36 protein-coding genes are annotated in these 24,017 nt (G+C 63.7%); 2 read left to right on the forward strand and 34 right to left on the reverse strand.

Features of this window, described 5'->3' with window-relative positions; all coding sequences use genetic code 11:
- The first annotated feature begins 20 nt into the window (after nt 1-20).
- On the forward strand, nt 21-1,091 hold the full coding sequence (gene queG / locus HBF32_RS09220) for a tRNA epoxyqueuosine(34) reductase QueG (RefSeq protein WP_166699361.1): 1,071 nt from the start codon (nt 21-23) through the stop codon (nt 1,089-1,091).
- A gap of 20 nt (nt 1,092-1,111) precedes the next feature.
- Here the strand turns inward: queG and HBF32_RS09225 are convergent, their stop codons facing one another.
- The 29 genes from HBF32_RS09225 to rpsJ form a co-directional block, all read right to left on the reverse strand.
- Nucleotides 1,112-2,485 (reverse strand): class II 3-deoxy-7-phosphoheptulonate synthase, encoded by a 1,374-nt coding sequence (locus tag HBF32_RS09225; protein WP_166699362.1) that lies wholly within the window; start codon nt 2,483-2,485, stop codon nt 1,112-1,114.
- 25 nt (nt 2,486-2,510) lie between these two features.
- Nucleotides 2,511-3,014: a disulfide bond formation protein B gene (locus HBF32_RS09230; protein ID WP_166699363.1), complete on the reverse strand. Its 504-nt coding sequence runs from the start codon at nt 3,012-3,014 to the stop codon at nt 2,511-2,513.
- Between the two features lie 258 nt (nt 3,015-3,272).
- The gene (rplQ, locus tag HBF32_RS09235; protein WP_166699364.1) at nt 3,273-3,656 is read right to left on the reverse strand and encodes a 50S ribosomal protein L17; all 384 of its coding nucleotides are present in this window, start codon (nt 3,654-3,656) and stop codon (nt 3,273-3,275) included.
- Between the two features lie 209 nt (nt 3,657-3,865).
- The gene (locus tag HBF32_RS09240; RefSeq protein ID WP_029213872.1) at nt 3,866-4,864 is read right to left on the reverse strand and encodes a DNA-directed RNA polymerase subunit alpha; all 999 of its coding nucleotides are present in this window, start codon (nt 4,862-4,864) and stop codon (nt 3,866-3,868) included.
- Between the two features lie 16 nt (nt 4,865-4,880).
- Nucleotides 4,881-5,507 carry a 30S ribosomal protein S4 gene (gene rpsD, locus HBF32_RS09245; RefSeq protein ID WP_029213873.1) on the reverse strand — a complete coding sequence of 209 codons (627 nt, stop codon included), beginning with the start codon at nt 5,505-5,507 and terminating at the stop codon, nt 4,881-4,883.
- 11 nt (nt 5,508-5,518) lie between these two features.
- Entirely contained in the window at nt 5,519-5,905 is a 387-nt protein-coding gene (gene rpsK / locus HBF32_RS09250; RefSeq protein ID WP_007513384.1) for a 30S ribosomal protein S11, read from the reverse strand.
- Between the two features lie 12 nt (nt 5,906-5,917).
- Nucleotides 5,918-6,274: a 30S ribosomal protein S13 gene (gene rpsM, locus HBF32_RS09255; RefSeq protein WP_166699365.1), complete on the reverse strand. Its 357-nt coding sequence runs from the start codon at nt 6,272-6,274 to the stop codon at nt 5,918-5,920.
- 125 nt (nt 6,275-6,399) lie between these two features.
- Entirely contained in the window at nt 6,400-7,722 is a 1,323-nt protein-coding gene (secY, locus tag HBF32_RS09260) for a preprotein translocase subunit SecY (RefSeq protein ID WP_166699366.1), read from the reverse strand.
- A 4-nt stretch (nt 7,723-7,726) separates the two neighbouring features.
- Nucleotides 7,727-8,158, reverse strand: a complete 432-nt coding sequence (gene rplO, locus HBF32_RS09265; protein WP_166699367.1) for a 50S ribosomal protein L15 — start codon at nt 8,156-8,158, stop codon at nt 7,727-7,729.
- Nucleotides 8,159-8,163: 5 nt separating this feature from the next.
- The gene (gene rpmD, locus HBF32_RS09270; RefSeq protein WP_166699368.1) at nt 8,164-8,367 is read right to left on the reverse strand and encodes a 50S ribosomal protein L30; all 204 of its coding nucleotides are present in this window, start codon (nt 8,365-8,367) and stop codon (nt 8,164-8,166) included.
- Nucleotides 8,360-8,869: a 30S ribosomal protein S5 gene (rpsE, locus tag HBF32_RS09275; RefSeq protein ID WP_072322784.1), complete on the reverse strand. Its 510-nt coding sequence runs from the start codon at nt 8,867-8,869 to the stop codon at nt 8,360-8,362. The genes rpmD and rpsE overlap by 8 nt, the downstream gene beginning before the upstream one ends.
- 121 nt (nt 8,870-8,990) lie before the next feature.
- Nucleotides 8,991-9,341, reverse strand: a complete 351-nt coding sequence (gene rplR, locus HBF32_RS09280; protein ID WP_090054978.1) for a 50S ribosomal protein L18 — start codon at nt 9,339-9,341, stop codon at nt 8,991-8,993.
- 30 nt (nt 9,342-9,371) lie between these two features.
- Entirely contained in the window at nt 9,372-9,899 is a 528-nt protein-coding gene (rplF, locus tag HBF32_RS09285) for a 50S ribosomal protein L6 (protein ID WP_166699369.1), read from the reverse strand.
- Nucleotides 9,900-9,910: 11 nt separating this feature from the next.
- On the reverse strand, nt 9,911-10,306 hold the full coding sequence (gene rpsH / locus HBF32_RS09290) for a 30S ribosomal protein S8 (protein ID WP_166699370.1): 396 nt from the start codon (nt 10,304-10,306) through the stop codon (nt 9,911-9,913).
- Nucleotides 10,307-10,433: 127 nt separating this feature from the next.
- The gene (gene rpsN, locus HBF32_RS09295) at nt 10,434-10,739 is read right to left on the reverse strand and encodes a 30S ribosomal protein S14 (RefSeq protein ID WP_166699371.1); all 306 of its coding nucleotides are present in this window, start codon (nt 10,737-10,739) and stop codon (nt 10,434-10,436) included.
- Between the two features lie 13 nt (nt 10,740-10,752).
- Nucleotides 10,753-11,292: a 50S ribosomal protein L5 gene (gene rplE / locus HBF32_RS09300; protein WP_166699372.1), complete on the reverse strand. Its 540-nt coding sequence runs from the start codon at nt 11,290-11,292 to the stop codon at nt 10,753-10,755.
- Nucleotides 11,293-11,304: 12 nt separating this feature from the next.
- On the reverse strand, nt 11,305-11,616 hold the full coding sequence (gene rplX / locus HBF32_RS09305) for a 50S ribosomal protein L24 (protein ID WP_166699373.1): 312 nt from the start codon (nt 11,614-11,616) through the stop codon (nt 11,305-11,307).
- Between the two features lie 14 nt (nt 11,617-11,630).
- Complete coding sequence (gene rplN, locus HBF32_RS09310; RefSeq protein WP_072322777.1) at nt 11,631-11,999, reverse strand: 50S ribosomal protein L14; 369 nt, start codon at nt 11,997-11,999, stop codon at nt 11,631-11,633.
- An 11-nt stretch (nt 12,000-12,010) separates the two neighbouring features.
- Nucleotides 12,011-12,271 carry a 30S ribosomal protein S17 gene (rpsQ, locus tag HBF32_RS09315; RefSeq protein WP_166699374.1) on the reverse strand — a complete coding sequence of 87 codons (261 nt, stop codon included), beginning with the start codon at nt 12,269-12,271 and terminating at the stop codon, nt 12,011-12,013.
- A gap of 12 nt (nt 12,272-12,283) precedes the next feature.
- Nucleotides 12,284-12,469 carry a 50S ribosomal protein L29 gene (gene rpmC / locus HBF32_RS09320; protein ID WP_166699375.1) on the reverse strand — a complete coding sequence of 62 codons (186 nt, stop codon included), beginning with the start codon at nt 12,467-12,469 and terminating at the stop codon, nt 12,284-12,286.
- On the reverse strand, nt 12,469-12,882 hold the full coding sequence (rplP, locus tag HBF32_RS09325; RefSeq protein WP_166699376.1) for a 50S ribosomal protein L16: 414 nt from the start codon (nt 12,880-12,882) through the stop codon (nt 12,469-12,471). The genes rpmC and rplP overlap by 1 nt, the downstream gene beginning before the upstream one ends.
- An 11-nt stretch (nt 12,883-12,893) precedes the next feature.
- Nucleotides 12,894-13,628 carry a 30S ribosomal protein S3 gene (gene rpsC / locus HBF32_RS09330; RefSeq protein WP_166699377.1) on the reverse strand — a complete coding sequence of 245 codons (735 nt, stop codon included), beginning with the start codon at nt 13,626-13,628 and terminating at the stop codon, nt 12,894-12,896.
- Between the two features lie 15 nt (nt 13,629-13,643).
- Nucleotides 13,644-13,979, reverse strand: a complete 336-nt coding sequence (gene rplV, locus HBF32_RS09335; RefSeq protein WP_029213891.1) for a 50S ribosomal protein L22 — start codon at nt 13,977-13,979, stop codon at nt 13,644-13,646.
- A complete protein-coding gene (gene rpsS, locus HBF32_RS09340) occupies nt 13,979-14,251 on the reverse strand; it encodes a 30S ribosomal protein S19 (RefSeq protein ID WP_029213892.1) in 273 nt (90 codons plus the stop codon). The genes rplV and rpsS overlap by 1 nt, the downstream gene beginning before the upstream one ends.
- A 12-nt stretch (nt 14,252-14,263) precedes the next feature.
- The gene (gene rplB / locus HBF32_RS09345) at nt 14,264-15,085 is read right to left on the reverse strand and encodes a 50S ribosomal protein L2 (RefSeq protein ID WP_166699378.1); all 822 of its coding nucleotides are present in this window, start codon (nt 15,083-15,085) and stop codon (nt 14,264-14,266) included.
- A gap of 18 nt (nt 15,086-15,103) precedes the next feature.
- Nucleotides 15,104-15,397 carry a 50S ribosomal protein L23 gene (gene rplW / locus HBF32_RS09350; protein ID WP_046967254.1) on the reverse strand — a complete coding sequence of 98 codons (294 nt, stop codon included), beginning with the start codon at nt 15,395-15,397 and terminating at the stop codon, nt 15,104-15,106.
- A complete protein-coding gene (gene rplD, locus HBF32_RS09355) occupies nt 15,394-15,996 on the reverse strand; it encodes a 50S ribosomal protein L4 (protein ID WP_166699379.1) in 603 nt (200 codons plus the stop codon). The genes rplW and rplD overlap by 4 nt, the downstream gene beginning before the upstream one ends.
- Nucleotides 15,997-16,007: 11 nt before the next feature.
- The gene (rplC, locus tag HBF32_RS09360; protein WP_072322771.1) at nt 16,008-16,649 is read right to left on the reverse strand and encodes a 50S ribosomal protein L3; all 642 of its coding nucleotides are present in this window, start codon (nt 16,647-16,649) and stop codon (nt 16,008-16,010) included.
- Nucleotides 16,650-16,669: 20 nt separating this feature from the next.
- On the reverse strand, nt 16,670-16,981 hold the full coding sequence (gene rpsJ / locus HBF32_RS09365) for a 30S ribosomal protein S10 (protein ID WP_014402136.1): 312 nt from the start codon (nt 16,979-16,981) through the stop codon (nt 16,670-16,672).
- 458 nt (nt 16,982-17,439) lie between these two features.
- On the opposite strand from rpsJ, the gene HBF32_RS09370 reads away from it, so the two are divergent.
- Nucleotides 17,440-17,739 (forward strand): type II toxin-antitoxin system RelB/DinJ family antitoxin, encoded by a 300-nt coding sequence (locus tag HBF32_RS09370; protein ID WP_166699380.1) that lies wholly within the window; start codon nt 17,440-17,442, stop codon nt 17,737-17,739.
- An 89-nt stretch (nt 17,740-17,828) separates the two neighbouring features.
- Here the strand turns inward: HBF32_RS09370 and HBF32_RS09375 are convergent, their stop codons facing one another.
- From HBF32_RS09375 to fusA, 5 genes are all read right to left on the reverse strand, one after another.
- Entirely contained in the window at nt 17,829-18,332 is a 504-nt protein-coding gene (locus HBF32_RS09375; RefSeq protein WP_205287729.1) for a hypothetical protein, read from the reverse strand.
- Between the two features lie 20 nt (nt 18,333-18,352).
- Nucleotides 18,353-19,246: a DUF6402 family protein gene (locus HBF32_RS09380; protein ID WP_166699382.1), complete on the reverse strand. Its 894-nt coding sequence runs from the start codon at nt 19,244-19,246 to the stop codon at nt 18,353-18,355.
- Nucleotides 19,247-19,384: 138 nt separating this feature from the next.
- Nucleotides 19,385-19,660 carry a hypothetical protein gene (locus HBF32_RS09385; RefSeq protein ID WP_166699383.1) on the reverse strand — a complete coding sequence of 92 codons (276 nt, stop codon included), beginning with the start codon at nt 19,658-19,660 and terminating at the stop codon, nt 19,385-19,387.
- A gap of 980 nt (nt 19,661-20,640) precedes the next feature.
- Nucleotides 20,641-21,831, reverse strand: a complete 1,191-nt coding sequence (gene tuf, locus HBF32_RS09390; RefSeq protein WP_166699384.1) for an elongation factor Tu — start codon at nt 21,829-21,831, stop codon at nt 20,641-20,643.
- Nucleotides 21,832-21,879: 48 nt separating this feature from the next.
- Entirely contained in the window at nt 21,880-24,009 is a 2,130-nt protein-coding gene (gene fusA / locus HBF32_RS09395; RefSeq protein ID WP_166699385.1) for an elongation factor G, read from the reverse strand.
- Nucleotides 24,010-24,017 lie beyond the last annotated feature (8 nt).

A 24,017-nucleotide genomic window follows, 5' to 3' on the forward strand; every position in this document is an offset into this window, starting at 1 on the left:
GGGCCGGTAGAATAGGGAGCATGTCCGTCCCCTCCCCCATCGACTACGCCGCCCTGGCCGCCGACATCAAGCGCTGGGCGCGCGAACTCGGCTTCGCCGACGCCGGCATCGCCGGCACCGATCTCGGCGACGACGAGGCGCACCTCGAGAGCTGGCTGGCGGAGGGCAACCACGGCGAGATGGATTACATGGCGCGCCACGGCACCCGCCGCAGCCGCCCGGCGGAACTGGAACCTGGCACGCTGCGCGTGATCTCCCTGCGCATGGACTACGTCCCACCCGGCATGCCGAATGCGTGGGATGTGATCGGCGACGGCGAGAAAGCCTACGTTGCCCGCTACGCGTTGGGCCGCGACTACCACAAGCTCATGCGCAACCGCCTGCAGAAGCTCGCCTCCCGCATCGAAGAGCGCATCGGCGGCTTCCAGTACCGCGCCTACGTCGATTCCGCGCCGGTGCTGGAAAAGGCGATCGCCCGCAACGCGGGCCTTGGCTGGATCGGCAAGCACACCGTGCTGATCAACAAGCGCGCCGGCTCGTACTTCTTCCTCGGCGAGCTGTACACCGACCTGCCGTTGCCGATCGACGCACCGGCGAGCGCCCACTGCGGCAGCTGCCGCCGCTGCATCGACATCTGCCCCACCCAGGCCATCGTCGCGCCCTACCGTCTCGATGCGCGTCGCTGCATCTCGTACCTCACCATCGAGCTGAAGGGCAGCATCCCCGTGGAACTGCGCGAGCCCATGGGCAACCGCGTCTTCGGCTGCGACGATTGCCAGCTGATCTGTCCATGGAACAAATTCGCGCAGGAAGCGACGGAGCCCGATTTCGCGCCGCGCCACAGCCTGGACGGCCCCAGGCTGGTGGAACTGTTTTCATGGAGCGAAGAGGAATTCCTCTCGCGTACGGAAGGCATGGCCATCCGGCGGACGGGTTACGAAGGCTGGCTGCGCAACCTCGCCGTCGGACTCGGCAACGCGCCGCATGGGGACGAGATCGTCGCCGCGTTGCGTGCACGTGCCGATCATCCCTCGGAGATGGTAAGGGAACATGTCGCATGGGCACTCGCCAGGCACGTCGACATCGGTTAGCTCGCTAACGCGAGTTCATGTCAGAGCATCCCGCCAGACTTGCGAACGATCAGCATCGCGAGCTCCAGCGACTGCTCGTAGTTCAGGCGTGGATCCACCATCGACTTGTAGGCACGGTTGAGGTCCTGTTCCACGAGGCCGCGCGCGCCGCCCAGGCATTCGGTGACGTTCTCGCCCGTCAACTCCAGGTGCACGCCGCCGAGGCGCGTTCCCGCCGCGGCGTGGATGTCGAACGCCTGGTCGAGTTCGCCCGCGATGTTCGCAAAGCGCCGGGTCTTGTAGCCATTGCTCGTGCTCTCCGTATTGCCGTGCATCGGATCGGCCACCCACAGCACGCGGCGGCCCTCGCGCTTCACCGCCTCCAGGAGCGGTTGCAGCTGGGTGGCGATCTTGTCGTTACCCATGCGATGGATGAGGGTCAGGCGACCCGGCTCCTCGCCCGGGTTGAGCACGTCGATGAGGCGCAGCAGGTCGTCCGGCTGGACGGTCGGGCCCACCTTCACCGCGATCGGATTGCGGATGCCGCGGAAATATTCCGTGTGTGCGCCGTCCAGTGCGGCCGTGCGCATGCCGATCCACGGGAAATGCGTCGACAGGTTCAGCCAGCCTTCCTGGCGCGGCACGCGACGGGTGAGCGCTTCCTCGTAGTGCAGCAGCAGGGCTTCGTGCGAGGTGTAGAAATCCACGCGCGAGTAGCTGGAGATCGACTGGCCGGCCAGCGTTTCCATGAAGCGCAGCGAATCGCCGATGCTCGCGACCATGCGCTTGTACTCGGCCGCGAGGGGCGAATGCTCCACCCACGCGAGATCCCAGTACTCCGGATGGTGCAGGTCGGCGAAGCCGCCGTCGATCAGCGCGCGAACGAAGTTCATCGTCATCGCCGAGCGTGCGTGGGCCTTGATGAGGCGCTGCGGATCGGCGCGGCGGGCTTCCGCGGTGAACTCGGGGCTGTTGACCAGGTCGCCGCGGAACGCGGGCAAGGTCACGCCGTCGCGGGTTTCCGTATCCGCCGAGCGCGGCTTCGCATACTGGCCCGCGAAGCGGCCGACGCGCAGTACCGGCTTCTTCAGGCCATGCACGAGCACCAGGCTCATCTGCAGCAGCACCTTCAGGCGGTTGGAGATGATCGGACTGGTGCAGTCGGCGAAGCTTTCCGCGCAGTCGCCGCCCTGGAGCAGGAAACGTTCGCCCTCCTGCGCCTCGGCGATCCGCTGCTTCAGCGCGAGGATCTCCCAGGACGTGACCAGCGGCGGCAACTCGCCAAGCTGGCCAAGCGCACGCTCGAGTTCGGCGGCGTCTTCATAGCTCGGTTGCTGGAGGGCGGTCCTCGACCGCCACGAGCCCGGCGTCCAATCGGCGGACGGGGGAGTTACGGCTTTGAGGGAGTGTTGCATGACGGTGCTGCCTGCGTGGGGAAAGTCAACGAACGGAACGGCGGATGGCGAGGAAGGCCCAGACGATGAGCACGACGAACCAGAACAGCGTCCAGCCCGGCATGGGGATGCCCAGGATCGGTTCGACCTTGGCGCATTCGCCTGAACCGGTGAAGGCGAGTTTCAGCATCTTGGTGAAGGGGAACGCATCGAACAGGTAGCCGAGCCCGGGACCGCAGGCCGGTACCTGGTCCGGGGACAGCGACTGCAGCCAGAGATGCCGGCCTGCCGTGGCGATGCCCCAGAGTCCGCCCAGCGCGATGAGGACCGCGTAGACGGCGCGACCGGCCGTGCGCCGTGGCGCGTGCAGCCCGCCGACGAGGAAGAACAGACCCATGAAGCACACGGCGATGCGCTGGAAGATGCACAGCGGGCACGGATCGAGGTGCATCGCGTACTGCGCGTACAGGGCGAACGCCATGAGACCGGCGCAGACGAGGAAGCCGGCAAGGTAACGCGCGCGGAAGGACCAGGTACGGAGGAGGCTCATGCGTGGGATGCTGCGATGCGGGACACCCACGTTAACGCTTTGTGGAGATAGTTGTAAGTCCTCGCCTGAAGTTTCTTTTGCAACCAAGACAGGCACTTGGCAAGAGACGCCACCCCTTGTGGAAGCCGGCTATGCCGGCGATCCCGCGGCAGCGGGCCAGCGTGCCGCGAGCACCCATCGCCGCTGGAGCGGCTCCCGCAAACGAAAAAACCCGGCAGGTCGCCCTGCCGGGTTTCTCGATCGATCAGGCCGGAAGCCTTACTCGGCGTCGACGGCGTCGGCCTTGGCCGGGCGGTCCACCAGCTCGACGTAGGCCATCGGCGCATTGTCGCCCGGGCGGAAGCCGCACTTCAGGATGCGCAGGTAGCCGCCGGGACGCTCGCGGTAACGCGAGCCGAGCTCGAACAGCTTGCCCACGGCTTCCTTGTCGCGCAGGCGCGAGAAAGCGAGGCGGCGGTTGGCGACACCGTCGGTCTTGGCGAGCGTGATGAGCGGCTCGGCGACGCGGCGGAGTTCCTTGGCCTTGGGAAGGGTGGTGCGGATCAGCTCGTGCTTGATCAGCGACGCGGCCATGTTCTTGAACATGGCTTCGCGGTGGCTGCTCGTGCGGTTGAGCTTGCGACCGGATTTCTGGTGGCGCATGGCGTTTACTCTCTAAGGTCTGTTGTTATGAAAAGACGGCCAGGAGGGCCGGCTTCCCGCGGTTACCCGCTTTTCGAGGCTCTCAAAACGCCTCGTTATAAGAGCACGGTCTCTATGGACCGCTTTGGAATGCCGGTGGAAATGCGCGAGGCATCCGCCGGATGGCGCAAAGAATCGGGGCGATCGAAAGGCGATCGCCCCGTGGAACATCAGCCCAGCTGCATGCCGTGGGACAGACCCGGCGGCGGCCAGTTCTCGAGCTTCATGCCGAGCGCGAGACCACGCCCGCCCAGCACGTCCTTGATTTCCGTCAGCGACTTCTTGCCCAGGTTCGGCGTCTTCAACAGCTCGACCTCGGTCTTCTGGACCAGGTCGCCGATGTAGTAGATGCTCTCGGCCTTGAGGCAGTTCGCGGAACGGACCGTCAGTTCGAGGTCGTCGATCGGGCGCAGCAGCAGCGGGTCGAAACCGCCCTTCTCCGCCTTGGTCGAATCGCTCTCGCGGCGCGAGAAGTCGCCGAAGACCGACAGCTGGTCGTTGATGATTTCGGCCGCCTTGCGGACAGCGTCTTCGGCGCCGATGGTGCCGTTCGTCTCGATGTCGAGCACGAGCTTGTCGAGGTTGGTGCGCTGCTCGACACGAGCGGCGTCCACTTCGTAAGCGACGCGCAGGACCGGCGCGAACGACGCGTCGAGCTGCAGGCGACCGATCGGGCGCGTCTCGTCGTCCGGATGCTGGCGCGCGCTGGCCGGCTGGTAGCCGACGCCACGACGCACCTTCAGGCGCATGTTCAGGGCCACATCCTTGGTGAGGTGGCAGATCACATGCTCCGGATTGACGATTTCGACGGAGTGGTCGACCGCGATGTCGCCGGCGGTGACCACGCCCTTGCCCTTCTTGGCCAGCGTCAGGGTGACTTCGTCACCGGTATGCTGGCGGATGGCGACGTCCTTCAGGTTCAGCAGGACTTCGATCACGTCCTCCTGCAGGCCTTCCAGGGTGGTGTACTCGTGCAGCACGCCGTCGATTTCGACCTCGACGATCGCGCTGCCCGGAATCGAAGAGAGCAGCACGCGACGCAGCGCGTTGCCCAGGGTGTGACCGAAGCCACGCTCGAGCGGCTCGACCACCACCTTCGCGCGGTTCGCTCCAAGCTGCTCGACGCTGAGGCCACGAGGCCGCAGCACACTAGTTGACGAAACTGCCATGCAAGGCTCCGGTGGATTACTTCGAGTAAAGCTCGACGATCAGGGCTTCGTTGATATCGGCCGGCAGATCGCCACGATCCGGGACGGCCTTGAACGTACCCGCGAACTTCTTGCTGTCGACCTCGACCCACGACGGACGCAGGTCCATCGTGTCGTAGATCGTCGCCGCTTCCTGCACGCGCAACTGCGTGCGGGCCTTCTCCGTCAGCGAGACCTCGTCGCCCGGACGGACGTGGTACGAGGGCACGTTGACCTTCTTACCGTTGACCGTGACGGACTTGTGGGCCACGAGCTGGCGAGCCTGGGCGCGGGTGACCGCGAAACCCATGCGGTAGACGACATTGTCGAGACGGCTTTCCAGGAGGCGAAGCAGGTTTTCACCCGTGTTGCCCTTCTGGGTCGAAGCCTTGGTGTAGTAGTTGCTGAACTGACGCTCGAGCACGCCGTAGATGCGCTTGACCTTCTGCTTCTCACGCAACTGCACGGCATAGTCGGACAGACGGGCGCGCTTGTTGGCGCCATGCTGACCGGGCTTGTTTTCGAGCTTGCACTTGGAATCAAGCGCGCGAGCCGGGCTCTTCAGACCGAGGTCGGCACCTTCACGACGCGCCAGCTTGCAGGTAGCTCCACGATAACGGGCCATGGTTATGCTCCTTAGACGCGACGCTTCTTGGGGGGACGGCAGCCGTTATGCGGAATCGGCGTGACGTCGATGATGTTGAGCACCTTGTAGCCCAACGCGTTCAGAGAGCGCACGGCCGACTCGCGGCCCGGGCCGGGGCCCTTGATGCGCACTTCCACGGTCTTCACACCGTAGTCGCCGGCAGCGCGGCCGGCCTTCTCGGCGGCAACCTGCGCAGCGAACGGGGTCGACTTGCGGGAGCCGCGGAAACCCGCGCCGCCTGCGGTCGCCCACGACAGGGCGTTGCCCTGGCGGTCGGTGATCGTGACGATGGTGTTGTTGAAAGAAGCCTGCACGTGGGCCACGGCATCCGTGACGACGCGCTTGATCTTCTTCTTGGTCTTAACCGGCTTAGCCATAATCGGTATCCGTTACTTCTTGATCGGACGACGCGGACCCTTGCGGGTACGGGCGTTGGTACGCGTGCGCTGGCCGCGCACCGGCAGGCCGCGACGATGGCGCAGGCCACGGTAGCAACCAAGGTCCATGAGACGCTTGACCGCCATGCCAATTTCGCGGCGGAGGTCGCCTTCGACCGTGTACTTCGCGACTTCGGCGCGGATCTTCTCCACCTCGCCTTCGCTCAGCGACTTGATGGGGGTGGTCGCAACCACGCCCGCGTCGACGCAAACCTTCTTGGCCCGCGACCGGCCGATTCCATAAATGCTCTGCAGGCCAACCCAGACATGCTTCTGGACCGGCAAATTGACACCCGCGATGCGCGCCATGATGTACTGTCTCCGATGCGTTTCGTGCGCGGTAAACGCGCAATTCTAACCGTAATTAACCTAAACGGGAAGTCCTGCGGCGCCAGGCGCCGCGGCCTCCCCCTACCTGGGGCTTCCGTCGCGTCTCAGCTGCGACGGAGATTCGACTTCTTAAGCAGACTCTCGTACTGGTGGCTGACGAGATGGGCCTGGACCTGAGCCGTGAAGTCCATCACCACCACCACCACGATCAGCAGCGAAGTGCCGCCGAAATAGAACGGGACGTGCCAGGCGTTCTGCATGAACGTAGGCACCAGGCAGACCAGGACGATGTAGATCGCGCCGACGCCGGTAAGCCGGGTCATGACGCCATCGATATAGTCCGCCGTGGCGCGACCCGGACGGATGCCCGGAATCAGCGCACCCGAACGCTTGAGGTTATCGGCCGTTTCCTGCGAGTTGAACACGATCGCCGTATAGAAGAAGGCGAATCCGATCACCAGCACCGCGAACACGATGTCGTGGACCGGCTCACCCGGGCTCAGCGCCGTGGTCAGCCATTGCAGCCAGCGGGACTGGTGGGCAGAGCCGAACCAGGTCGCCGCGGTCGCGGGGAACAGGAGCAGACTGGTCGCGAAGATCGGCGGAATCACACCCGCCATGTTGATCTTCAGCGGCAGGTGCGAGGTCTGGCGCTGGAACTGACGCTGGCTGCCCTGCTTCGCGTAGTTCACGGTGATGCGCCGCTGGGCGCGCTCCATGAACACCACGAACGCCGTGACCGCCAGGATGACCGCCAGGACCATCAACAGCTTCAGGACCGACAGCTCGCCGTTGTTCGCCATGCTCAGCGTGTGGACGATGGCGGCCGGAAGCCCCGCGACGATACCGGCGAAGATCAGCATCGAGATGCCGTTGCCGATGCCCCGCTCCGTGATCTGCTCGCCCAGCCACATCAGGAACATGGTGCCGGCGGTGAGGCCGACGACCGATGCCATGACGAAGCCGGCTCCCGGCATGTAGACCACCGGCGCCCCGCCCGCGGCAACCTGCTTCTGCAGGGCCACGGCGATGCCGAAAGCCTGGAATGCCGCCAGACCGACCGTGCCGAAGCGCGTGTACGTGGTCATCTTGCGACGACCCGCCTCGCCTTCCTTGCGCAGCGCCTGGAGCGACGGAATGACCGAGCCCATCATCTGCACCACGATCGATGCCGAGATGTACGGCACCACGCCGAGAGCGAATACCGAGAAGCGGGACAGCGAGCCACCCGAGAACATGTTGACCATGTTCAGCAGGCCGCCGCCGCCCTCGACCAGGCTCGTCATCGCGTCGGGGTTCACGCCCGGAACGGGAATGAACGAACCGAGGCGGAAGACGATCAGCGCACCGATGAGGAAAAAGATGCGCTGACGCAGTTCCGTCAGTTTGCCCAGCGAGCCGAGCGTTGTGCCCTGCGCTGCAGCCACTTGATTACTCCACGCTGCCGCCGGCGGCTTCGATGGCCGCCTTGGCGCCGGCCGTCGCAAGCACGCCCTGGAGCTTCACGGCGCGGTTGATCTCGCCCTTCAGCACCACCTTGACCTTCTTGGCGCGGCTGCTCACGAGACCGGCCGCGTGCAGGGCGATCAGGTCGATCGTGTCGGCCTGGACCGAGGCCAGCTGATAGAGCATGACCTGCTCCGTATCGGCCTTCTTCAGCGAGCGGAAGCCGACCTTCGGCAGGCGACGCTGCAGCGGCATCTGGCCGCCTTCGAAACCGACGCGGTGCGTGTTACCGGCACGGGCGTGCTGACCCTTGTGGCCGCGGCCGGCGGTCTTGCCGAGGCCGGAGCCGATACCGCGGGCGACGCGGGTGCGGGTCTTGCGGGCGCCCTTGCCGGGCTTGATGTCGTTAAGACGCATGATGCTTACTCCTCGACCCGGACCAGGTAGTAGACCGTGTTGATGAGGCCACGGACCTGGGGGCTATCCTTCAGTTCGCGCACATCGTTGAGCTTGTTCAGGCCGAGGGCCTTGACGCTCAGGCGATGACGACCCTGTACGCCGCGCAAGCCCTTGACCAGGCGCACGCGGACGGTGCCGGCGGCGGCGGTTTCGTTCTTCTTAGCCATTGCCCAGCACCTCTTCGATCGTCTTGCCACGCTTGGCGGCGATACGCTTCGGCGAGGCGACGGCCTGCAGACCCTTGATCGTCGCGCGGACGAGGTTGATCGGGTTGCGCGAGCCGACGGCCTTCGCGAGCACGTTCTTCACGCCGACCACTTCGAGCACGGCGCGCATGGCACCGCCGGCGATGACGCCGGTACCCTCGGAAGCGGGCTGCATGAAGACGCGGGCCGCACCGTGGTTGGCCTTGATGGCGTACCACAGCGTGCCGTTGTTCAGTTCGATGCTCACCATGTTGCGGCGGGCGCGCTCCATGGCCTTGGAAATGGCGACCGGCACCTCGCGGGCCTTGCCGTAACCGAAGCCCACGCGACCCTCGCCGTCGCCGACCACGGTCAGCGCGGTGAAGCTCATCTGGCGGCCACCCTTGACGGTCTTGGCCACGCGGTTGACGGCGATCAGCTTTTCAAGCATGCCGTCCGAATTTTCGCGATCTGTCGAGGACATCTCTTTTCCTGGATAGCCCGGCGGAGCCGGGACTTCTGTTTACGGCTCGGTCGCCGCTTGGAGTTGTAGTTACATCGGGCGGCACCGGCCCCTGGAGGCCGATGCCGTGGCCTGACGCCTCTTAGAACTTGAGGCCGGCCTCACGCGCCGCGTCGGCGAGAGCCTTGATGCGACCGTGATAACGGAAACCCGAGCGGTCGAACGCGACGGCCTCGATGCCGGCGGCCTTGGCGCGCTCGGCGACGATGCGGCCAACGGTGCTGGCGGCTTCGACGTTCTTCTTGCTCTTGAGGCCTTCGGCCACCGACTTCTGCACGGTCGAGGCGGCTGCCACGACGGTGCCGTTCGGCGCGAAGACCTGGGCGTAGATGTGCTGACCGGTGCGGTGCACGCTCAGGCGGGCGACGGCGAGCTCACGGATGTGGGCGCGGGTCGACTTGGCGCGGCGCAGGCGGGATTCGTTCTTGTTCATCGTCTTGTCTCCAGGAAGCGGATAGGCCGATTAGGCCTTCTTGGCTTCCTTCAGGATGATCGTCTCGCCGGCGTAGCGGACGCCCTTGCCCTTGTAGGGCTCCGGCGAACGGAATGCGCGGATCTTCGCTGCCACCTGGCCCACGAGCTGCTTGTCGGCGCCCTTCACGAGGACTTCCGTCTGCGTCGGGACTTCGATGGTGATGCCTTCCGGCGCGTCGAACACGACCGGGTGCGAATAACCCAGCGACAGGTTGACGGACTTGCCGGTGAGCTGCGCGCGGTAACCCACGCCGACCAGCTCGAGCTTCTTCTCGAAGCCATTGGCGACGCCATGGACCATGTTGGCGACGATGGCGCGGGCGGTGCCGCCGAACTTGTCGTCGGCGCCGTCGGCGAGGACGATGTTCGCCACGCCATTCTCCTGCTGGAACGAGACGCCCGGCAGTTCATGGGTGGTCAGGGTGCCCTTCGGGCCCTTGACGGTGACGGTGCCGTTGGCGACCGAGAGTTCGACGCCCTTCGGGAGGGTGATGGGCTTCTTGGCTACACGTGACATGTCGGGACTCCTTACGCCACCTGGCCGATGACTTCGCCGCCCAGACCCTTGGCACGGGCCTGCGCATCGGTCAGGAGACCGGCGGAAGTCGAGATGATCGAGATACCCAGGCCGCCGAGGACCTTCGGCAGCTCGTCCTTGCCGCGATAGACGCGGAGACCGGAACGGCTGACACGGGAAATGGACTCGATGGCCGGACGGCCTTCGAAATACTTCAGCTTGATCTCGAGGACCGGCTTGCCCGCCTCGTCGGCGGTACGGGCGTCGAGGACATAGCCTTCGTTCTGCAGAAGCTTGGCAACCGCCAGCTTCATCTTCGACGACGGCATACGGACAACCGACTTGCCAGAGGCCTGGCCATTGCGGATGCGCGTAAACAGATCGGCGATGGGATCAGTCATGCTCATAAGAAAACCCTTGAGAGTGCACCGATATCCGAATTACCGGAAATCTTGAATTGTAAAGCCGACAATCGTCGGTCTGCGTTGCGCAGACCGACGACTATAACAGCTTGACCCGCCGTTGGCGAGTTTTTTACCAGCTAGCCTTGCGCAGGCCCGGCACGTCGCCACGCATGGTGGCTTCGCGGAGCTTGTTGCGGCCCAGGCCGAACTTGCTGTAGACGCCGCGCGGACGGCCGGTCAGGGCGCAGCGGTTACGCTGGCGCACCGGGCTGGCATCGCGCGGAAGCTTCTGCAGCTTGGTCTGGGCTTCCATCTTCTCGTCGTACGACGCGGTGGCGCTCAGGACGATCGCCTTCAGTTCGGCGCGCTTGGCGGCGAACTTCTTGACGAGCTTGGAGCGCTTGAGGTCGCGCTCGACCATCGAGGTCTTGGCCATGTTCTACCTGTGATCAGTTGCGGAACGGGAAGCTGAAAGCTTCCAGTAGCGCCTTGGCTTCTTCGTCGGTCTTGGCGGTGGTGGTGATGGAGATATCCATGCCACGCAGCGCGTCGACCTGATCGAAGTCGATTTCCGGGAAAATGATCTGTTCCTTGATGCCGAAGTTGTAGTTACCGCGGCCATCGAAGGCACGGCCCGAGACACCACGGAAGTCGCGCGTACGCGGCAGCGAGATGTTGATCAGGCGGTCCAGGAATTCCCACATCTGGGCACGACGGAGCGTGACCTTGCAGCCGATCGGCCAACCGTCGCGGATCTTGAACGAAGCGACCGACACGCGGGCCTTCGTCGTGATCGGCTTCTGGCCGGCGATCTTGGTCATGTCGGCGACCGCGTTCTCGAGGATCTTCTTGTTACCGGCGGCTTCGCCGACGCCCATGTTGAGCGTGATCTTCGTGATGCGCGGGACTTCCATGACGTTCTGGTAACCGAAGCGCTCGGTGAGCTTCTGCATTACCGACTCTTTGTACATCGATTCAAGGCGGGTCATGACTTCGGTTCCTTACGCGTCGACCACTTCGCCCGAACGGAACACGCGCACCTTGCGCCCGTCCTCGAGCTTCTTGGTGCCCACGCGCTCGCCCTTGTTCGTGGCGGAGTTGAAGAGCTGGACATTGGAGATATGGATCGAGGCCTCACGCTCGACGATTCCGCCCGGCTGGTTGGCCTGCGGGTTCGGCTTGGTGTGGCGCTTGATCAGGTTCACGTTCGAGACGACCACGCGGTCGCCGTCGACGCGCAGCACGTCGCCGCGCTGGCCCTTGTTCTTGCCGGTGATGACGACGACGTTATCACCCTTGCGGATACGGTTCATGGTCTGGCCTCCGCTCAGAGCACTTCGGGCGCGAGCGAGACGATCTTCATGAACTTCTCGCTGCGCAGCTCGCGGGTAACCGGCCCGAAGATACGGGTACCGATCGGCTCGAGCTTATTGTTGAGGAGCACGGCCGCGTTACCGTCGAAACGGATCAGCGAACCGTCGGCACGGCGCACACCCTTGGCGGTACGGACCACCACGGCGTTGTACACCTCGCCCTTCTTGACCTTACCGCGGGGGATGGCGTCCTTGACGGTCACCTTGATGACATCGCCGACGCTGGCATAACGGCGCTTCGAGCCGCCCAGCACCTTGATGCACATCAGTTCCTTAGCGCCGCTGTTGTCCGCCGCGGAAAGCGTGCTTTGCATCTGGATCATCGCAGCTCTCCTTAAACTTCAGCGCGCGTGACGATTTCGACCACGCGGTGATGCTTGGTCTTCGACAGCGGGCGGCACTCCGCGATACGGACCACGTCGCCCTCGTTCGCACCGGTTTCGTCGTGCGCGTGGAGCTTCGTGGAGCGGCGGATGATCTTGCCGAGCAGCGGATGCTGCACCTGACGCTCGATCAGCACCGTGACCGTGTTGGCCATCTTGTTGCTGATGACGCGGCCTTCGAGGGTACGCGCCGTTTTCTGGTTATCGCTCATATCAGCCGTCCCTTACTTCTTCGCGCCGAGCACGAACTTCGTGCGGGCGATGTCGCGCCGAACGCGGCGCAGCTGGTGCGGCTGGGTGAGCTGGCCGGAGCCCTTCTGCATGCGCAGATTGAACTGCTCCTTGCGAAGGTCCAGCAGATGCTGATTCAGCTCTTCCGCCGACTTGTTCTTGATTTCTTTGATGGCCATCACATCACCGCCCTGGACACGAACTGGGTCTGGACCGAGAGCTTGGCCGCGGCCAGGCGCATGGCCTCGCGCGCGGTCGTCTCGTCGACGCCTTCGATTTCATAAAGCATGCGGCCCGGCTGGATCAGGGCCACCCAGAACTCGACGCCACCCTTACCGGCACCCATTCGGACTTCGATGGGCTTGCGGGTGATCGGCTTGTCCGGGAACACGCGGATCCACAGCTTGCCGCTACGCTTCACGTAGCGCGTGATGACGCGACGGGCCGCCTCGATCTGGCGCGCGGTCAGCTGACCGTGCGTCGTCGCCTTCAGCCCGTACTCGCCAAAGCTCACGAGGTTGGAGTTGAATGCCAGGCCGTCGTTACGGCCCTTATGCATTTTGCGGAACTTGGTACGCTTCGGTTGCAACATGGCAACGCTCCTTACTTGGCAGAGCGCTCGCCGCGCTCACGGCGGTTTTCACCACCTTCGCGACGCGACGACTGCTGCGGCTGCTGTTCTTCCTTCGACTCGGCCGTGGCGGCCGCCAGATCGAAGATCTCGCCCTTGTAGACCCACACCTTGACACCGATGATGCCGTACTGGGTCTTGGCCTCGGCGGTGCCGTAGTCGATGTCCGCACGCAGCGTGTGCAGCGGAACGCGACCTTCGCGGGCCCACTCGGAGCGCGCGATCTCGGCGCCGTTCAGACGGCCGGAGACGTTGATCTTGATGCCGAGGGCACCGAGGCGCATCGCGTTGCCGACCGAGCGCTTCATGGCGCGGCGGAACATGATGCGACGCTCGAGCTGCTGGGCGATCGATTCGGCGACGAGCTGGGCGTCGAGCTCCGGCTTGCGGACTTCGCTGACGTTGATGTGCGTCGGGACGCCCATCATGTCGGTGACTTCCTTGCGCAGCTTCTCGATGTCCTCACCCTTCTTGCCGATCACCACGCCCGGACGGGCGGTGTGGATCGTCACGCGGGCGGTCTTGGCCGGACGCTCGATCTGGATCTTCGAGATGCCGGCGGCGGCGAGCTTCTTGCGCAGCATCTCGCGGACCTTCAGGTCGGCCGCAAGGTACTGGGCATACTCGCCCTTATTGGCGTACCACTTCGAGTTCCAGTCCTTGGCAATGCCGAGGCGGATACCGGTGGGATGAACTTTATGACCCATCGTTTCTTACCCCAGTCAGTTGCCGACAACCACAGTGATGTGGCTGGTGCGCTTCAGGATGCGCGAGCCGCGGCCTTTGGCGCGGGCGTACATGCGCTTCATCGCCGGACCTTCGTCGACGAAGATGCGAGCCACCTTCAGCTCGTCGACGTCGGCACCGAGGTTGTTCTCGGCATTCGCGACGGCGGAGAGCAGCACCTTGCGGACAAGGTGGGCGGCTTTCTTGTTGGTGAAGGCGAGCACGTCGCTGGCTCGGCCCACGGGCATGCCGCGGACCAGGTCAGCCACCAGGCGTGCCTTCTGCGCCGAGATGCGGGCGCTGCGCAGGATCGCTTTGGCTTCGGTGCTCATCACTTGCCCTTCTTGTCGCCGGCGTGGCCTTTGTACGTGCGGGTCACCGCGAACTCGCCGAGCTTATGCCCGACCATGTTCTCGTTGATCAACACAGGCACGTGCTGGCGGCCGTTGTGGATGGCGATGGTCAGCCCGACCATCTCCGGCAGGATCATCGAACGACGCGACCAGGTCTTGATCGGACGCTTGTTGTTGGCGGAAACGGCGGCTTCCACCTTCTTTACGAGGTGCAGGTCAACGAACGGACCTTTCTTTAGAGAGCGCGGCATGATCGTTTCCTATTACTTGCGACGACGCACGATGAACTGCTGGGTGCGCTTGTTGTTGCGCGTCTTGTAACCCTTGGTCGGCGTGCCCCACGGGCTGACCGGATGACGGCCGCCGGAGGTACGGCCTTCACCACCGCCATGCGGATGGTCGACCGGGTTCATGACCACGCCGCGGACGGTCGGACGGATGCCCTTCCAACGCTTGGCGCCGGCCTTGCCGAGCTTGCGCAGGCTGTGCTCCGAGTTGCCGACTTCGCCGATGGTGGCGCGGCACTCGACCGGCACGCGGCGCATTTCGCCGGAGCGGAGGCGCAGCGTGGCGTAGCCCTGCTCGCGGGCCACCAGCTGGACCGAGGCACCGGCGGAACGCGCGATCTGCGCGCCCTTGCCCGGCTTCATCTCGATGCAGTGGATGGTGGAACCGACCGGGATCGAACGAAGCGGCAGGCAGTTGCCCGGCTTGATCGGGGAGTCGGAACCCGACACGAGACGGTCGCCCACCGCCACGCCCTTCGGCGCGATGATGTAGCGGCGCTCGCCGTCGGCGTAGCACAGCAGCGCGATGTGCGCGGTGCGGTTCGGATCGTATTCCAGACGCTCGACAACGGCGGCGATGCCTTCCTTGTCGCGCTTGAAATCGATGATGCGATAAGCCTGCTTGTGACCGCCGCCGCGATGACGCGTGGTGATGCGACCGAAGTGGTTACGGCCGCCGGTCTTCGCCTGCGATTCGGTCAGGGGCGCGTACGGTGCGCCCTTGTGCAGACCTTCGGTCCGCACGCTGACTGCGTCGCGGCGGCCCGGGGAGGTCGGCTTGTGAGTGATCAGTGCCATCTCAATTCAACTCCTGGCTCAGGCCTTGGCCGACACGTCGATCGTGTGACCGTCGGCGAGGCGCACATAGGCCTTACGCTTGCCCTGGCGGTTGCCAGTGCGGAAGCGGAACGACTTGACCTTGCCCTTCGTGTTCACGAGGTTCACGTCCACGACCTTGACGTCGAAGAGGTGTTCCACCGCGGCGCGGACGTCGGCCTTGGTCGCCTCGGGCGCCACGACGAAAACGTACTGGTTGTTCTCAGCAAGGCGAGCCGACTTCTCGGAGATGTGCGGCGCGCGAAGCGTGTTGAGCGTGCGTTCGGTGCTCATGCGAGCCACTCCTCGACCTTCTTGACCGCGTCCACTGTCATGACGACGTAGTCGCTGCCGACCAGGCTGACCGGATTGAGGGCCAGCACGTCGACGACGTGGATGTACGGAATGTTGCGGGCGGACAGGTAGAGCGCCTCGGTGGCGTCTTCCGACACCAGCAGCACACGACCCTTGACTTCCAGCTCGGCGAGCTTGGCGATCATGCCCTTGGTGGTGGGCTTGTCGATCGACAGCTCGGAGACGACCTTCAGGCGATCCTGACGGTTCAGCTCGGCGATGATCGAACGGATCGCAACGCGGTAAGCCTTGCGGTTGACCTTCTGCTCGAAGCTGCGCGGCTTGGCCGCGAACGTCACACCGCCGCCGACGAAGATCGGGGCACGGTAGTCGCCGTGACGGGCGCCGCCGCCCTTCTGCTTCTTGAACTTCTTCGTGGTACCCGACAGTTCACCGCGCGACAGCTGCGCCTTGGTGCCTGCACGACCGCCCGCCTGGTAGGCGGTGACGACCTGGTGCACGAGGGCCTTCTTGTACTCGCCGCCGAACACGTCGTCCGACACGGTGAGCGACTTGGCGCCAATAACGTTAAGTTCCATGGCGTCTCTCCTCAACCCTTGGTCGTCGGACGGATCACGACGTCGCCACCGGTCGCGCCAGGGACTGCGCCCTTGACCGCGATCAGATGACGCTCGGCGTCGACCTTGACCACTTCCAGGCCCTGCACGGTGCGATTGACCGCACCCATGTGGCCCGCCATCTTCTTGCCAGGAAACACGCGGCCCGGCGTCTGACGCTGGCCGATCGAGCCAGGGGCGCGATGCGACAGCGAGTTACCGTGCGTGGCGTCGCCCATCTTGAAATGGTGACGCTTGATGGTGCCCTGGAAGCCCTTGCCCTTCGACACGCCGGCGACGTCGACCGTCTGACCGACGGTGAACACGGCTTCGGCGGTGATCTCGGCGCCAACCTCATACTTGCCCGCGTCGTCCGCGTTCAGGCGGAACTCCCACAGGCCGCGACCCGGCTCAACCTTGGCCTTCGCGTAGTGGCCCTTCGCGGGAGCCGTCAGCAGCGAGGCGCGCTTCGCGCCAGCCGTGACCTGCACCGCGCTGTAGCCGTCGTTTTCTTCGGTCTTCACCTGCGTCACGCGATTCGGGGTCGCTTCAATCAGCGTCACCGGAATCGAGCGGCCGTCTTCGGTGAAGAGCCGGCTCATGCCGCACTTGCGGCCAACCAGTCCGATACTCATCTTCGTATCCTTTAGTCCGCTCAACCGAGCTTGATCTGCACGTCGACGCCGGCGGCGAGATCGAGCTTCATGAGCGCGTCCACGGTCTTGTCGTTGGGGTCGACGATATCCAGAACGCGCTTGTGGGTACGGGTCTCGTACTGGTCGCGGGCATCTTTGTCGACGTGCGGCGACACCAGAATGGTGTAGCGCTCGATCTTGGTCGGCAGCGGGATCGGGCCGAGGACCGTGGCGCCGGTGCGCTTGGCCGTCTCGACGATTTCGCTGGCCGAACGGTCGATCAGACGATGATCGAACGCCTTGAGCCGGATGCGAATCTTTTGGTTCGCCATAAAACCGTGTCCTGTTATCGAAAGAACGTTCTTGTGATTCGGAGGGGCTTCTCGCCACCCCGCACAACCCAGGTTGCTAACTACGGGTGCCGCAACGGGCCGCCCTGGAGTGGCACAAGCCACCCGGAACGACCCGAAAAAGTCGGGCAGACCGCTATAACGGCCTGCCCAGACAGAAAAGTATAGAATACGCAACAAGTTGGGTCAACAGAGCTTGCGCCCCGTGGCCCGTTGGTACCCTATTCGGCATCCTTGCCTGCGAACTCGAAGCACATTCCGTGCGCCTCATTTCGCGTGGTCCGTCCGTTCGCATGGAACGTCCGGGAGGTATAGCCCGACGACTATAACCTATAGTGGCGGGCAATTGGAAGCCCGTCTGCACAATCTCACGGCTCAGCACTTGATTGTATCTCCATTGAGATACAGCATAGAAACTGAATTCACGCCAGGGGTTCACGATGGCCGCCCAGACCTCCATGCTCCATATCCGCGTAGACGAGAAATTGAAGGCCGATGCGGCTGAGACTCTCGCCAATATCGGCTTGTCCGTCTCGGATGCCGTGCGGATATTCCTGACCCGGGTTACCAAGGAAGGCGGCTTGCCGGCGGGCCTTACCCTCACCCCGGAAGCCCATGACGAGTGGTTCCGTGCCAAGGTGCGCGAGGCATTGGAGGATCGCCGCCCGGTTACGTCTCATCGGCGGGTCATGGATGAGGCGCAAGCACTGATCGACAGGAAGCACCGCGCCGGGGATTGAATGGACGCGATCAGCCCGTTCCGACCTGCTGTCGATCGTCGATTACGATCTTCCCGGCCCTGGCGGCACCAGCGCGTCCCCAACAGCGATCATCGCACCCGCTCATCGAGCCGATAAGCGCTGGTTCCCACCCACGCACCGTTCTCGACCTTGGAGGATACGCCCCCCTTCCATTCGCCTCGCTCATAGGCGGCCTTTAAACGCGATAGCGTTTCCGGATCGGCGCAACGAGTCGTTGTAGCGAGGGCGTATCTGGCCGAGGAGATCACCCGATGACCCGGGGAAGTCGGATCGCCCCAGTCGATGCCGTAATCGGCAAAAGCGGCGTCGAAAACGATCGTCTGCCCGAGCAATTCACCCGTGGATCTCTCGTAGAGGCGTTTAAATACCGGCGAATCCCAATGCGATCCGTAACCCTCGTAGTAGCCATCAGGGTGCGGGACATTGTGAAGAAAGGAAGGGAGCACCCAAAACGGTCGGTAGGTGTCGACACGCAAGCAGCCGTCAGGAGAGTCGAACGACTCGACATACGTTCCCAATGCCCTCTCCCACCATTCCGACGCAGCATACGTGCCGAACGTGAGAACGATCAAAGATATAGCAACGTGCCTTCTCACGACAGATCGATTACCAGATCGACCTTTTTCCAAAGCACGTTCGAATACAGGATGAAGTCACCACCCCACCCCGATTGAGCGCGATACCTTCTAAAGACCGCATTGTCGATCCTGCCTATAGGTTCGCCATGCCAGCCGAAGCCCAGCCCATCAAGAAGAATGTTCGCCAGTGCCTCACTCTTGTTAAGCACCCCGAACTCTGACCACGTTCCGAGGGGTTGATCGCCGTTGAAGTCATATGTGTCGCGGAGGTAGAAGGCAATATCCGATATCGCGAACCGTAGCCGCCGGGTCGATGGATCGACGGTCGCTCTGCCGACGAAAGCCATCTTCATCGCAGCTTTTCCCAGCGCGCCATACATGTCGTCCAGAGTGTCAAAAGGGCCACCGAAACTCACAAAATTGACCTGACACATATCGTCAAGCTGGACGGCCGACATGCCCGTGTGTCCAAGATGCAATACGCCACTGCCGTTCCAGCCGGAATCCCTCAGGCGCCTTTTTAGCTGATCTATGGTGGGAAGCGAGCGGATCTTGTTCATCAGTTCATTGACTGCCACCCGTGCACGCGGAAATCCCATGACCCATGCCATGGAAACGATCCGGGTATCCAGGTGAGCCAAGGAGAGCTGCGAGGCCTTGATATCCGTTCCTTCTTTCCAGCCCCTTGGCAGAACCCACGCGCCATTAGAAAACCAGCGCTCCATAAGGTCGGCAGATACAAACCAGCCCATTTGGCGCATCGCGGCTGGAATGGCCTTGATGTTCGCCCTCGACCGCTGCTCGTTCGGTCGTGACGATTTTTCCGACCCGGTTGAGGCGTGGCTCTTTCCTGGCTCAACCGAGGCATCCGATGATCCATGGACGTGCGAAAAGCTTGATGTCTGCATTACCGGGACTCCATATCTGGCACGCGAGCGCTCACGCACCCACCGACAACAATCAGGCGCCTACGGTAGAGGCTTTCGGCTTGACCTGATATGGGCGGATTCTGAAAATCGCTGGCGCGAGCGCACGGCGGGCTTCCTCTAAGTGGCCGCGGACGTGATCGGTTTCGCCTCCTCCCACACCATGCGCGTGTGTGCGTGCGTAGCGCAGTCGAATGCTTTTTGTGTCATTACATCGAGGGTTTCCAGCGCATACGCCACCTCCTTGCATTTCACCTCGTCGGCTTCGTCGATCAATTCGGACAAAAGCCGGGTGAGGCGTTGCGTGCGTTGCAGCCATTCCATCGTGCCGTTCATCAGGTCGTGCACGCTGGCCTCGGGGTTGATGATGTGGGTACGGTCTATCGTCCCGCTCATGGGTTGCTCCTTGCGTAACGAGTAGGGGAATGGCGGCGCCACCGGTCCTACCAGCCGCCCATGCGTGTACGCGCCGGAAAAGACGGGTGGGCGACTTTTGAGAAACATCTTAGGACTGGCGACGCCGCCGGGGCATCAGGCGGGGCGTCGAGGTCGAGGGACCGCCCGGTCGTGGGCTTGGATGCCGCCGGCGGGGAACCGGCGGGCGTGCGGGTGCCTTATGATGTGCATAGCGCAATCAACTCTCGATCAGTTGGTTGTGTAGCGGCCCAGGGGTGTTTCGAGCACCCTTGGGTCGCGCCTCTCACCGCTTCAAGCGATGGTTGCCTGCGTAGCGCATCGGGCCGATAGCGCAGGTAATGGCCTGACCATATCAAGCCATGCTGATATTGCCTGTAGGGCACAAGCGGAACGACGCGTCACGCGCGCGCATGAAGTATGCGCAAGCCCGATGCACCAGCGTTTTGCACCCTCCCCCGCTCGTCGTCCCTGGTCAGGCATGAACTCAATGCCTTGCTCCGCACCTTTGCGAAAACACTCAGTCCCTGGATGCGATAGCTTTCCAGGAGCATCGCCGACAGGGTCGACTTCCACCGAGCGAAAGTGGCGATCGTGCTGCGGTGTCGCGAGGTTTCCTCGCCGCTGTAGCGGCTCCTACGAGAGCCACTGCCTAGGCTTTTTCCTCATGGCACTGCCACGCCGGGAGGAGACGGCGGCCGTCGTTTTTGGAGCGATTCCGCACGGAGGCGTAGGCCGGAGGAGGACTTAGCGAGAAAAATGGCGGCCGGCGACTCCTTGCCGTCACGCCCAAGTGCGAACGCGATGGCGAAGCCGAGCCTGCCACTGGCGCGGCGAAGCCGCTCAAAACATATGGGCCCGCGTTTGCGGGCCAACCGAAGGGGCCGGGGTAACGTGAGGCGCAAAAAAAGAGGCGAGGGTTTGCGCCCTCGCCTCTTCGATTCCCCTTGGGGAGATGTTGCTTAGACCGTGACCTTCGACACCACGCCGGCGCCGACGGTGCGGCCGCCTTCGCGGATGGCGAAACGCAGGCCCTCGTCCATCGCGATCGGATGGATCAGGGTGACGGCCATCTTCACGTTGTCGCCCGGCATCACCATCTCGACGCCTTCCGGCAGCTTGATGGCGCCCGTGACGTCCGTGGTGCGGAAGTAGAACTGCGGACGATAGTTGTTGAAGAACGGGGTGTGGCGACCGCCCTCGTCCTTCGACAGCACGTACACCTCGGCTTCGAACTGGGTGTGCGGCTTGATCGAACCCGGCTTGGCCAGAACCTGGCCGCGCTGGACGTCGTCACGCTTCAGGCCACGGAGCAGCAGACCGGCGTTGTCGCCCGCCTGGCCCTGGTCGAGCAGCTTGCGGAACATCTCGACGCCCGTGACCACGGTCTTCTGGGTGTCGCGGATGCCGACGACTTCGATTTCGTCACCGACCTTGATGATGCCGCGCTCGATACGACCCGTGACGACGGTACCGCGACCCGAGATCGAGAACACGTCTTCCACCGGCATCAGGAACGACTTGTCGATGTCGCGCTCCGGCGTCGGGATCCAGGTGTCCAGCGCATCGACGAGGTTGATGATCGCCGGCACGCCGATCTCCGACTGGTCGCCTTCCAGCGCCAGACGGGCCGAACCCTTGATGATCGGGGTCTCGTCGCCCGGGAAGTCGTACTTCGACAGCAGTTCGCGGACTTCCATCTCGACGAGCTCCATCAGCTCGGCGTCGTCGACCATGTCGGCCTTGTTCAGGAACACGAGGATGTACGGCACGCCGACCTGACGCGAGAGCAGGATGTGCTCGCGGGTCTGCGGCATCGGACCGTCGGCGGCCGAGCACACCAGGATCGCGCCGTCCATCTGGGCGGCACCGGTGATCATGTTCTTGACGTAGTCGGCGTGGCCCGGGCAATCCACGTGGGCGTAGTGACGGGTGGCCGATTCGTACTCGACGTGGGCGGTCGAGATCGTGATACCGCGCGCCTTCTCTTCCGGCGCCGCGTCGATCGAACCGTAGTCCTTGAATTCGCCACCGAAGCGCTCGGCACCGACCTTCGTCAGCGCAGCCGTCAGCGTGGTCTTGCCATGGTCGACGTGACCGATGGTGCCGACGTTGACGTGCGGCTTGTTGCGCTCGAACTTACCCTTTGCCATGACTCTAAACCTCTAAAAGAACGTTGTGTGTTGAAGAAGAAGCCCTTATCAGGACTTCTTCATGACCTCGTCGGCGATGTTCTTCGGCGCCGGTTCGTAATGGTCGAATTCCATCGTGAACGTGGCGCGGCCCTGGGTCTGCGAACGCAGCGAGGTCGCGTAACCGAACATTTCGCCCAGCGGAATCATCGCGTTGACGGTCTTGCCCGACGGCGTTTCTTCCTGGCCGGTGAGCATGCCGCGACGACGGCTGATGTCGCCCATGACGTCGCCGACATAGTCTTCCGGCGTCACGACCTCGACCTTCATGATCGGCTCGAGCAGCACCGGCTGAGCCTTCGAGAAGCCCTGCTTGAACGCCATCGACGCGGCCAGCTTGAACGCCATTTCCGACGAGTCGACGTCATGGTACGAACCGAACACCAGCTTCACCTTCACGCCCACGACCGGGAAGCCGGCCAGCGGACCGGCGGTGATCGTCTCGCGGAGGCCCTTTTCGACCGACGGGATGAACTCCTTCGGGATCACGCCGCCCGTGATGTCGTTGACGAAGAGGAAGTCGTCCTTGATGGAAGCGGCGATCTTCTCGTCGGCCCGATCGGCATCGCTGATCGGCGACATCTCGATGACGACATGGCCGTACTGACCCTTACCGCCCGACTGCTTGGCGTGCTTGTAGTCCGACTTGACGTCCGAGGCCTGGATCGTTTCGCGGTAAGCCACCTGCGGCTTGCCGACGTTGGCTTCGACGTTGAACTCGCGCTTCATGCGGTCCACCAGGATGTCCAGGTGGAGCTCGCCCATGCCCGAGATGATCGTCTGGCCCGACTCTTCGTCCGTGCGGACGCGGAACGACGGATCTTCCGCGGCCAGGCGGCCGAGGGCGATACCCATCTTTTCCTGGTCCGACTTGGTCTTCGGCTCGACCGCCATCGAGATCACCGGCTCCGGGAACGACATGCGCTCGAGGGTGATGATGTGGTCCTGCGCGCACAGGGTGTCACCGGTCGTGACGTCCTTCAGGCCGACCGCCGCGGCGATATCGCCGGCGCGGACTTCCTTCAGTTCGTGACGCTCGTTGGCGTGCATCTGCAGGATGCGGCCGATGCGCTCCTTCTTCGACTTGACCGGGTTGTACACCTGGTCACCGGCGTTCAGCGTGCCCGAGTAGACACGGAAGAACGTCAGCGCGCCGACGAAGGGGTCGGTCATGATCTTGAACGCGAGCGCCGAGAACGGCGCGTCATCCTTGGCCGGACGGGTATCCGGCTGCTCGTCCTCGTTGACGCCCTCGACCGGCGGACGGTCGATCGGCGACGGCAGCAGGTTCACGACCGCGTCGAGCATCGCCTGGACGCCCTTGTTCTTGAACGCGGTACCGCAGTAGACCGGGATGATCTCGCTCTTAAGCGTGCGCAGGCGCAGGCCCTCGATGATCTCGGCCTCGGTCAGCTCGTCGCCGCCCAGGTACTTGTCCATCATCTCTTCCGTGGCTTCCGCCGCGGCTTCGATCATGGCCGTGCGACCTTCCTCGGCCTTCGCCTGGAGGTCCGCCGGGATGTCGACGTATTCGAACTTCATGCCCTGGGACTCCATGTCCCACTTGATGGCCTTCATCTTGAGGAGGTCGACGACGCCTTCGAAGTTGTCTTCGGCGCCGATCGGCACCTGCATCGGCACCGGATTGGCGGCGAGGCGGGCCTTCAGCTGGTCGACGACCTTGTAGAAGTTCGCGCCGGTGCGGTCCATCTTGTTGACGAACGCGAGGCGCGGAACCTTGTACCGGTTGGCCTGACGCCACACGGTTTCCGACTGCGGCTGCACGCCACCCACGGCGCAGAGCACGAACACCGCACCGTCGAGCACGCGGAGCGAACGCTCCACCTCGATGGTGAAGTCGACGTGTCCCGGGGTGTCGATGATGTTGAAGCGGTGCTCGGGCAGCGAACGATCCATGCCCTTCCAGAACGCCGTGGTGGCGGCGGAAGTGATGGTGATGCCGCGCTCCTGCTCCTGCTCCATCCAGTCCATCGTCGCCGCACCGTCGTGCACCTCGCCAATCTTATGACTGACGCCGGTGTAGAACAGGATGCGCTCCGTGGTCGTGGTCTTGCCGGCATCGATGTGGGCCATGATGCCGAAGTTGCGGTAGCGCTCGATGGGAGTGGTGCGTGCCACGGTCTTTC

The organism is Luteibacter yeojuensis (genome assembly GCF_011742875.1).
Taxonomy (GTDB): Bacteria; Pseudomonadota; Gammaproteobacteria; order Xanthomonadales; family Rhodanobacteraceae; genus Luteibacter; species Luteibacter yeojuensis.

What these genes read in the sequence shown, in the direction of transcription:
- rplC (WP_072322771.1), bottom strand. Translation starts at nt 16,649, where the DNA reads ATGAGTATCGGACTGGTTGGCCGCAAGTGCGGCATGAGCCGGCTCTTC.
- rplX (WP_166699373.1), bottom strand. Translation starts at nt 11,616, where the DNA reads ATGAACCGTATCCGCAAGGGTGATAACGTCGTCGTCATCACCGGCAAG.
- rpsJ (WP_014402136.1), bottom strand. Translation starts at nt 16,981, where the DNA reads ATGGCGAACCAAAAGATTCGCATCCGGCTCAAGGCGTTCGATCATCGT.
- rplO (WP_166699367.1), bottom strand. Translation starts at nt 8,158, where the DNA reads ATGCGTCTTAACGACATCAAGCCCGGCAAGGGCGCCCGCAAGACCCGC.
- rplN (WP_072322777.1), bottom strand. Translation starts at nt 11,999, where the DNA reads ATGATCCAGATGCAAAGCACGCTTTCCGCGGCGGACAACAGCGGCGCT.
- rplE (WP_166699372.1), bottom strand. Translation starts at nt 11,292, where the DNA reads ATGACCCGCCTTGAATCGATGTACAAAGAGTCGGTAATGCAGAAGCTC.
- HBF32_RS09240 (WP_029213872.1), bottom strand. Translation starts at nt 4,864, where the DNA reads ATGGCAGTTTCGTCAACTAGTGTGCTGCGGCCTCGTGGCCTCAGCGTC.
- rpsE (WP_072322784.1), bottom strand. Translation starts at nt 8,869, where the DNA reads ATGTCCTCGACAGATCGCGAAAATTCGGACGGCATGCTTGAAAAGCTG.
- rplP (WP_166699376.1), bottom strand. Translation starts at nt 12,882, where the DNA reads ATGTTGCAACCGAAGCGTACCAAGTTCCGCAAAATGCATAAGGGCCGT.
- HBF32_RS09385 (WP_166699383.1), bottom strand. Translation starts at nt 19,660, where the DNA reads ATGAGCGGGACGATAGACCGTACCCACATCATCAACCCCGAGGCCAGC.
- rpsM (WP_166699365.1), bottom strand. Translation starts at nt 6,274, where the DNA reads ATGGCGCGCATCGCGGGTGTCAATTTGCCGGTCCAGAAGCATGTCTGG.
- rpmC (WP_166699375.1), bottom strand. Translation starts at nt 12,469, where the DNA reads ATGGCCATCAAAGAAATCAAGAACAAGTCGGCGGAAGAGCTGAATCAG.
- rplR (WP_090054978.1), bottom strand. Translation starts at nt 9,341, where the DNA reads ATGAACAAGAACGAATCCCGCCTGCGCCGCGCCAAGTCGACCCGCGCC.
- queG (WP_166699361.1), top strand. Translation starts at nt 21, where the DNA reads ATGTCCGTCCCCTCCCCCATCGACTACGCCGCCCTGGCCGCCGACATC.
- tuf (WP_166699384.1), bottom strand. Translation starts at nt 21,831, where the DNA reads ATGGCAAAGGGTAAGTTCGAGCGCAACAAGCCGCACGTCAACGTCGGC.
- HBF32_RS09380 (WP_166699382.1), bottom strand. Translation starts at nt 19,246, where the DNA reads ATGCAGACATCAAGCTTTTCGCACGTCCATGGATCATCGGATGCCTCG.
- rpsK (WP_007513384.1), bottom strand. Translation starts at nt 5,905, where the DNA reads ATGGCTAAGCCGGTTAAGACCAAGAAGAAGATCAAGCGCGTCGTCACG.
- HBF32_RS09230 (WP_166699363.1), bottom strand. Translation starts at nt 3,014, where the DNA reads ATGAGCCTCCTCCGTACCTGGTCCTTCCGCGCGCGTTACCTTGCCGGC.
- rpsQ (WP_166699374.1), bottom strand. Translation starts at nt 12,271, where the DNA reads ATGAGCGATAACCAGAAAACGGCGCGTACCCTCGAAGGCCGCGTCATC.
- rpsH (WP_166699370.1), bottom strand. Translation starts at nt 10,306, where the DNA reads ATGAGCATGACTGATCCCATCGCCGATCTGTTTACGCGCATCCGCAAT.
- HBF32_RS09225 (WP_166699362.1), bottom strand. Translation starts at nt 2,485, where the DNA reads ATGCAACACTCCCTCAAAGCCGTAACTCCCCCGTCCGCCGATTGGACG.
- rpsN (WP_166699371.1), bottom strand. Translation starts at nt 10,739, where the DNA reads ATGGCCAAGACCTCGATGGTCGAGCGCGACCTCAAGCGCTCCAAGCTC.
- rplQ (WP_166699364.1), bottom strand. Translation starts at nt 3,656, where the DNA reads ATGCGCCACCAGAAATCCGGTCGCAAGCTCAACCGCACGAGCAGCCAC.
- rpsS (WP_029213892.1), bottom strand. Translation starts at nt 14,251, where the DNA reads ATGCCGCGCTCTCTAAAGAAAGGTCCGTTCGTTGACCTGCACCTCGTA.
- HBF32_RS09370 (WP_166699380.1), top strand. Translation starts at nt 17,440, where the DNA reads ATGGCCGCCCAGACCTCCATGCTCCATATCCGCGTAGACGAGAAATTG.
- rplV (WP_029213891.1), bottom strand. Translation starts at nt 13,979, where the DNA reads ATGAGCACCGAAGCCAAAGCGATCCTGCGCAGCGCCCGCATCTCGGCG.
- rplF (WP_166699369.1), bottom strand. Translation starts at nt 9,899, where the DNA reads ATGTCACGTGTAGCCAAGAAGCCCATCACCCTCCCGAAGGGCGTCGAA.
- rpmD (WP_166699368.1), bottom strand. Translation starts at nt 8,367, where the DNA reads ATGGCTAAGAAGAACGAAACCGCCGCCGCCGGCACCGTCCGCGTGCGC.
- rplW (WP_046967254.1), bottom strand. Translation starts at nt 15,397, where the DNA reads ATGAGCACCGAACGCACGCTCAACACGCTTCGCGCGCCGCACATCTCC.
- rpsD (WP_029213873.1), bottom strand. Translation starts at nt 5,507, where the DNA reads ATGGCCCGTTATCGTGGAGCTACCTGCAAGCTGGCGCGTCGTGAAGGT.
- rplB (WP_166699378.1), bottom strand. Translation starts at nt 15,085, where the DNA reads ATGGCACTGATCACTCACAAGCCGACCTCCCCGGGCCGCCGCGACGCA.
- rplD (WP_166699379.1), bottom strand. Translation starts at nt 15,996, where the DNA reads ATGGAACTTAACGTTATTGGCGCCAAGTCGCTCACCGTGTCGGACGAC.
- rpsC (WP_166699377.1), bottom strand. Translation starts at nt 13,628, where the DNA reads ATGGGTCATAAAGTTCATCCCACCGGTATCCGCCTCGGCATTGCCAAG.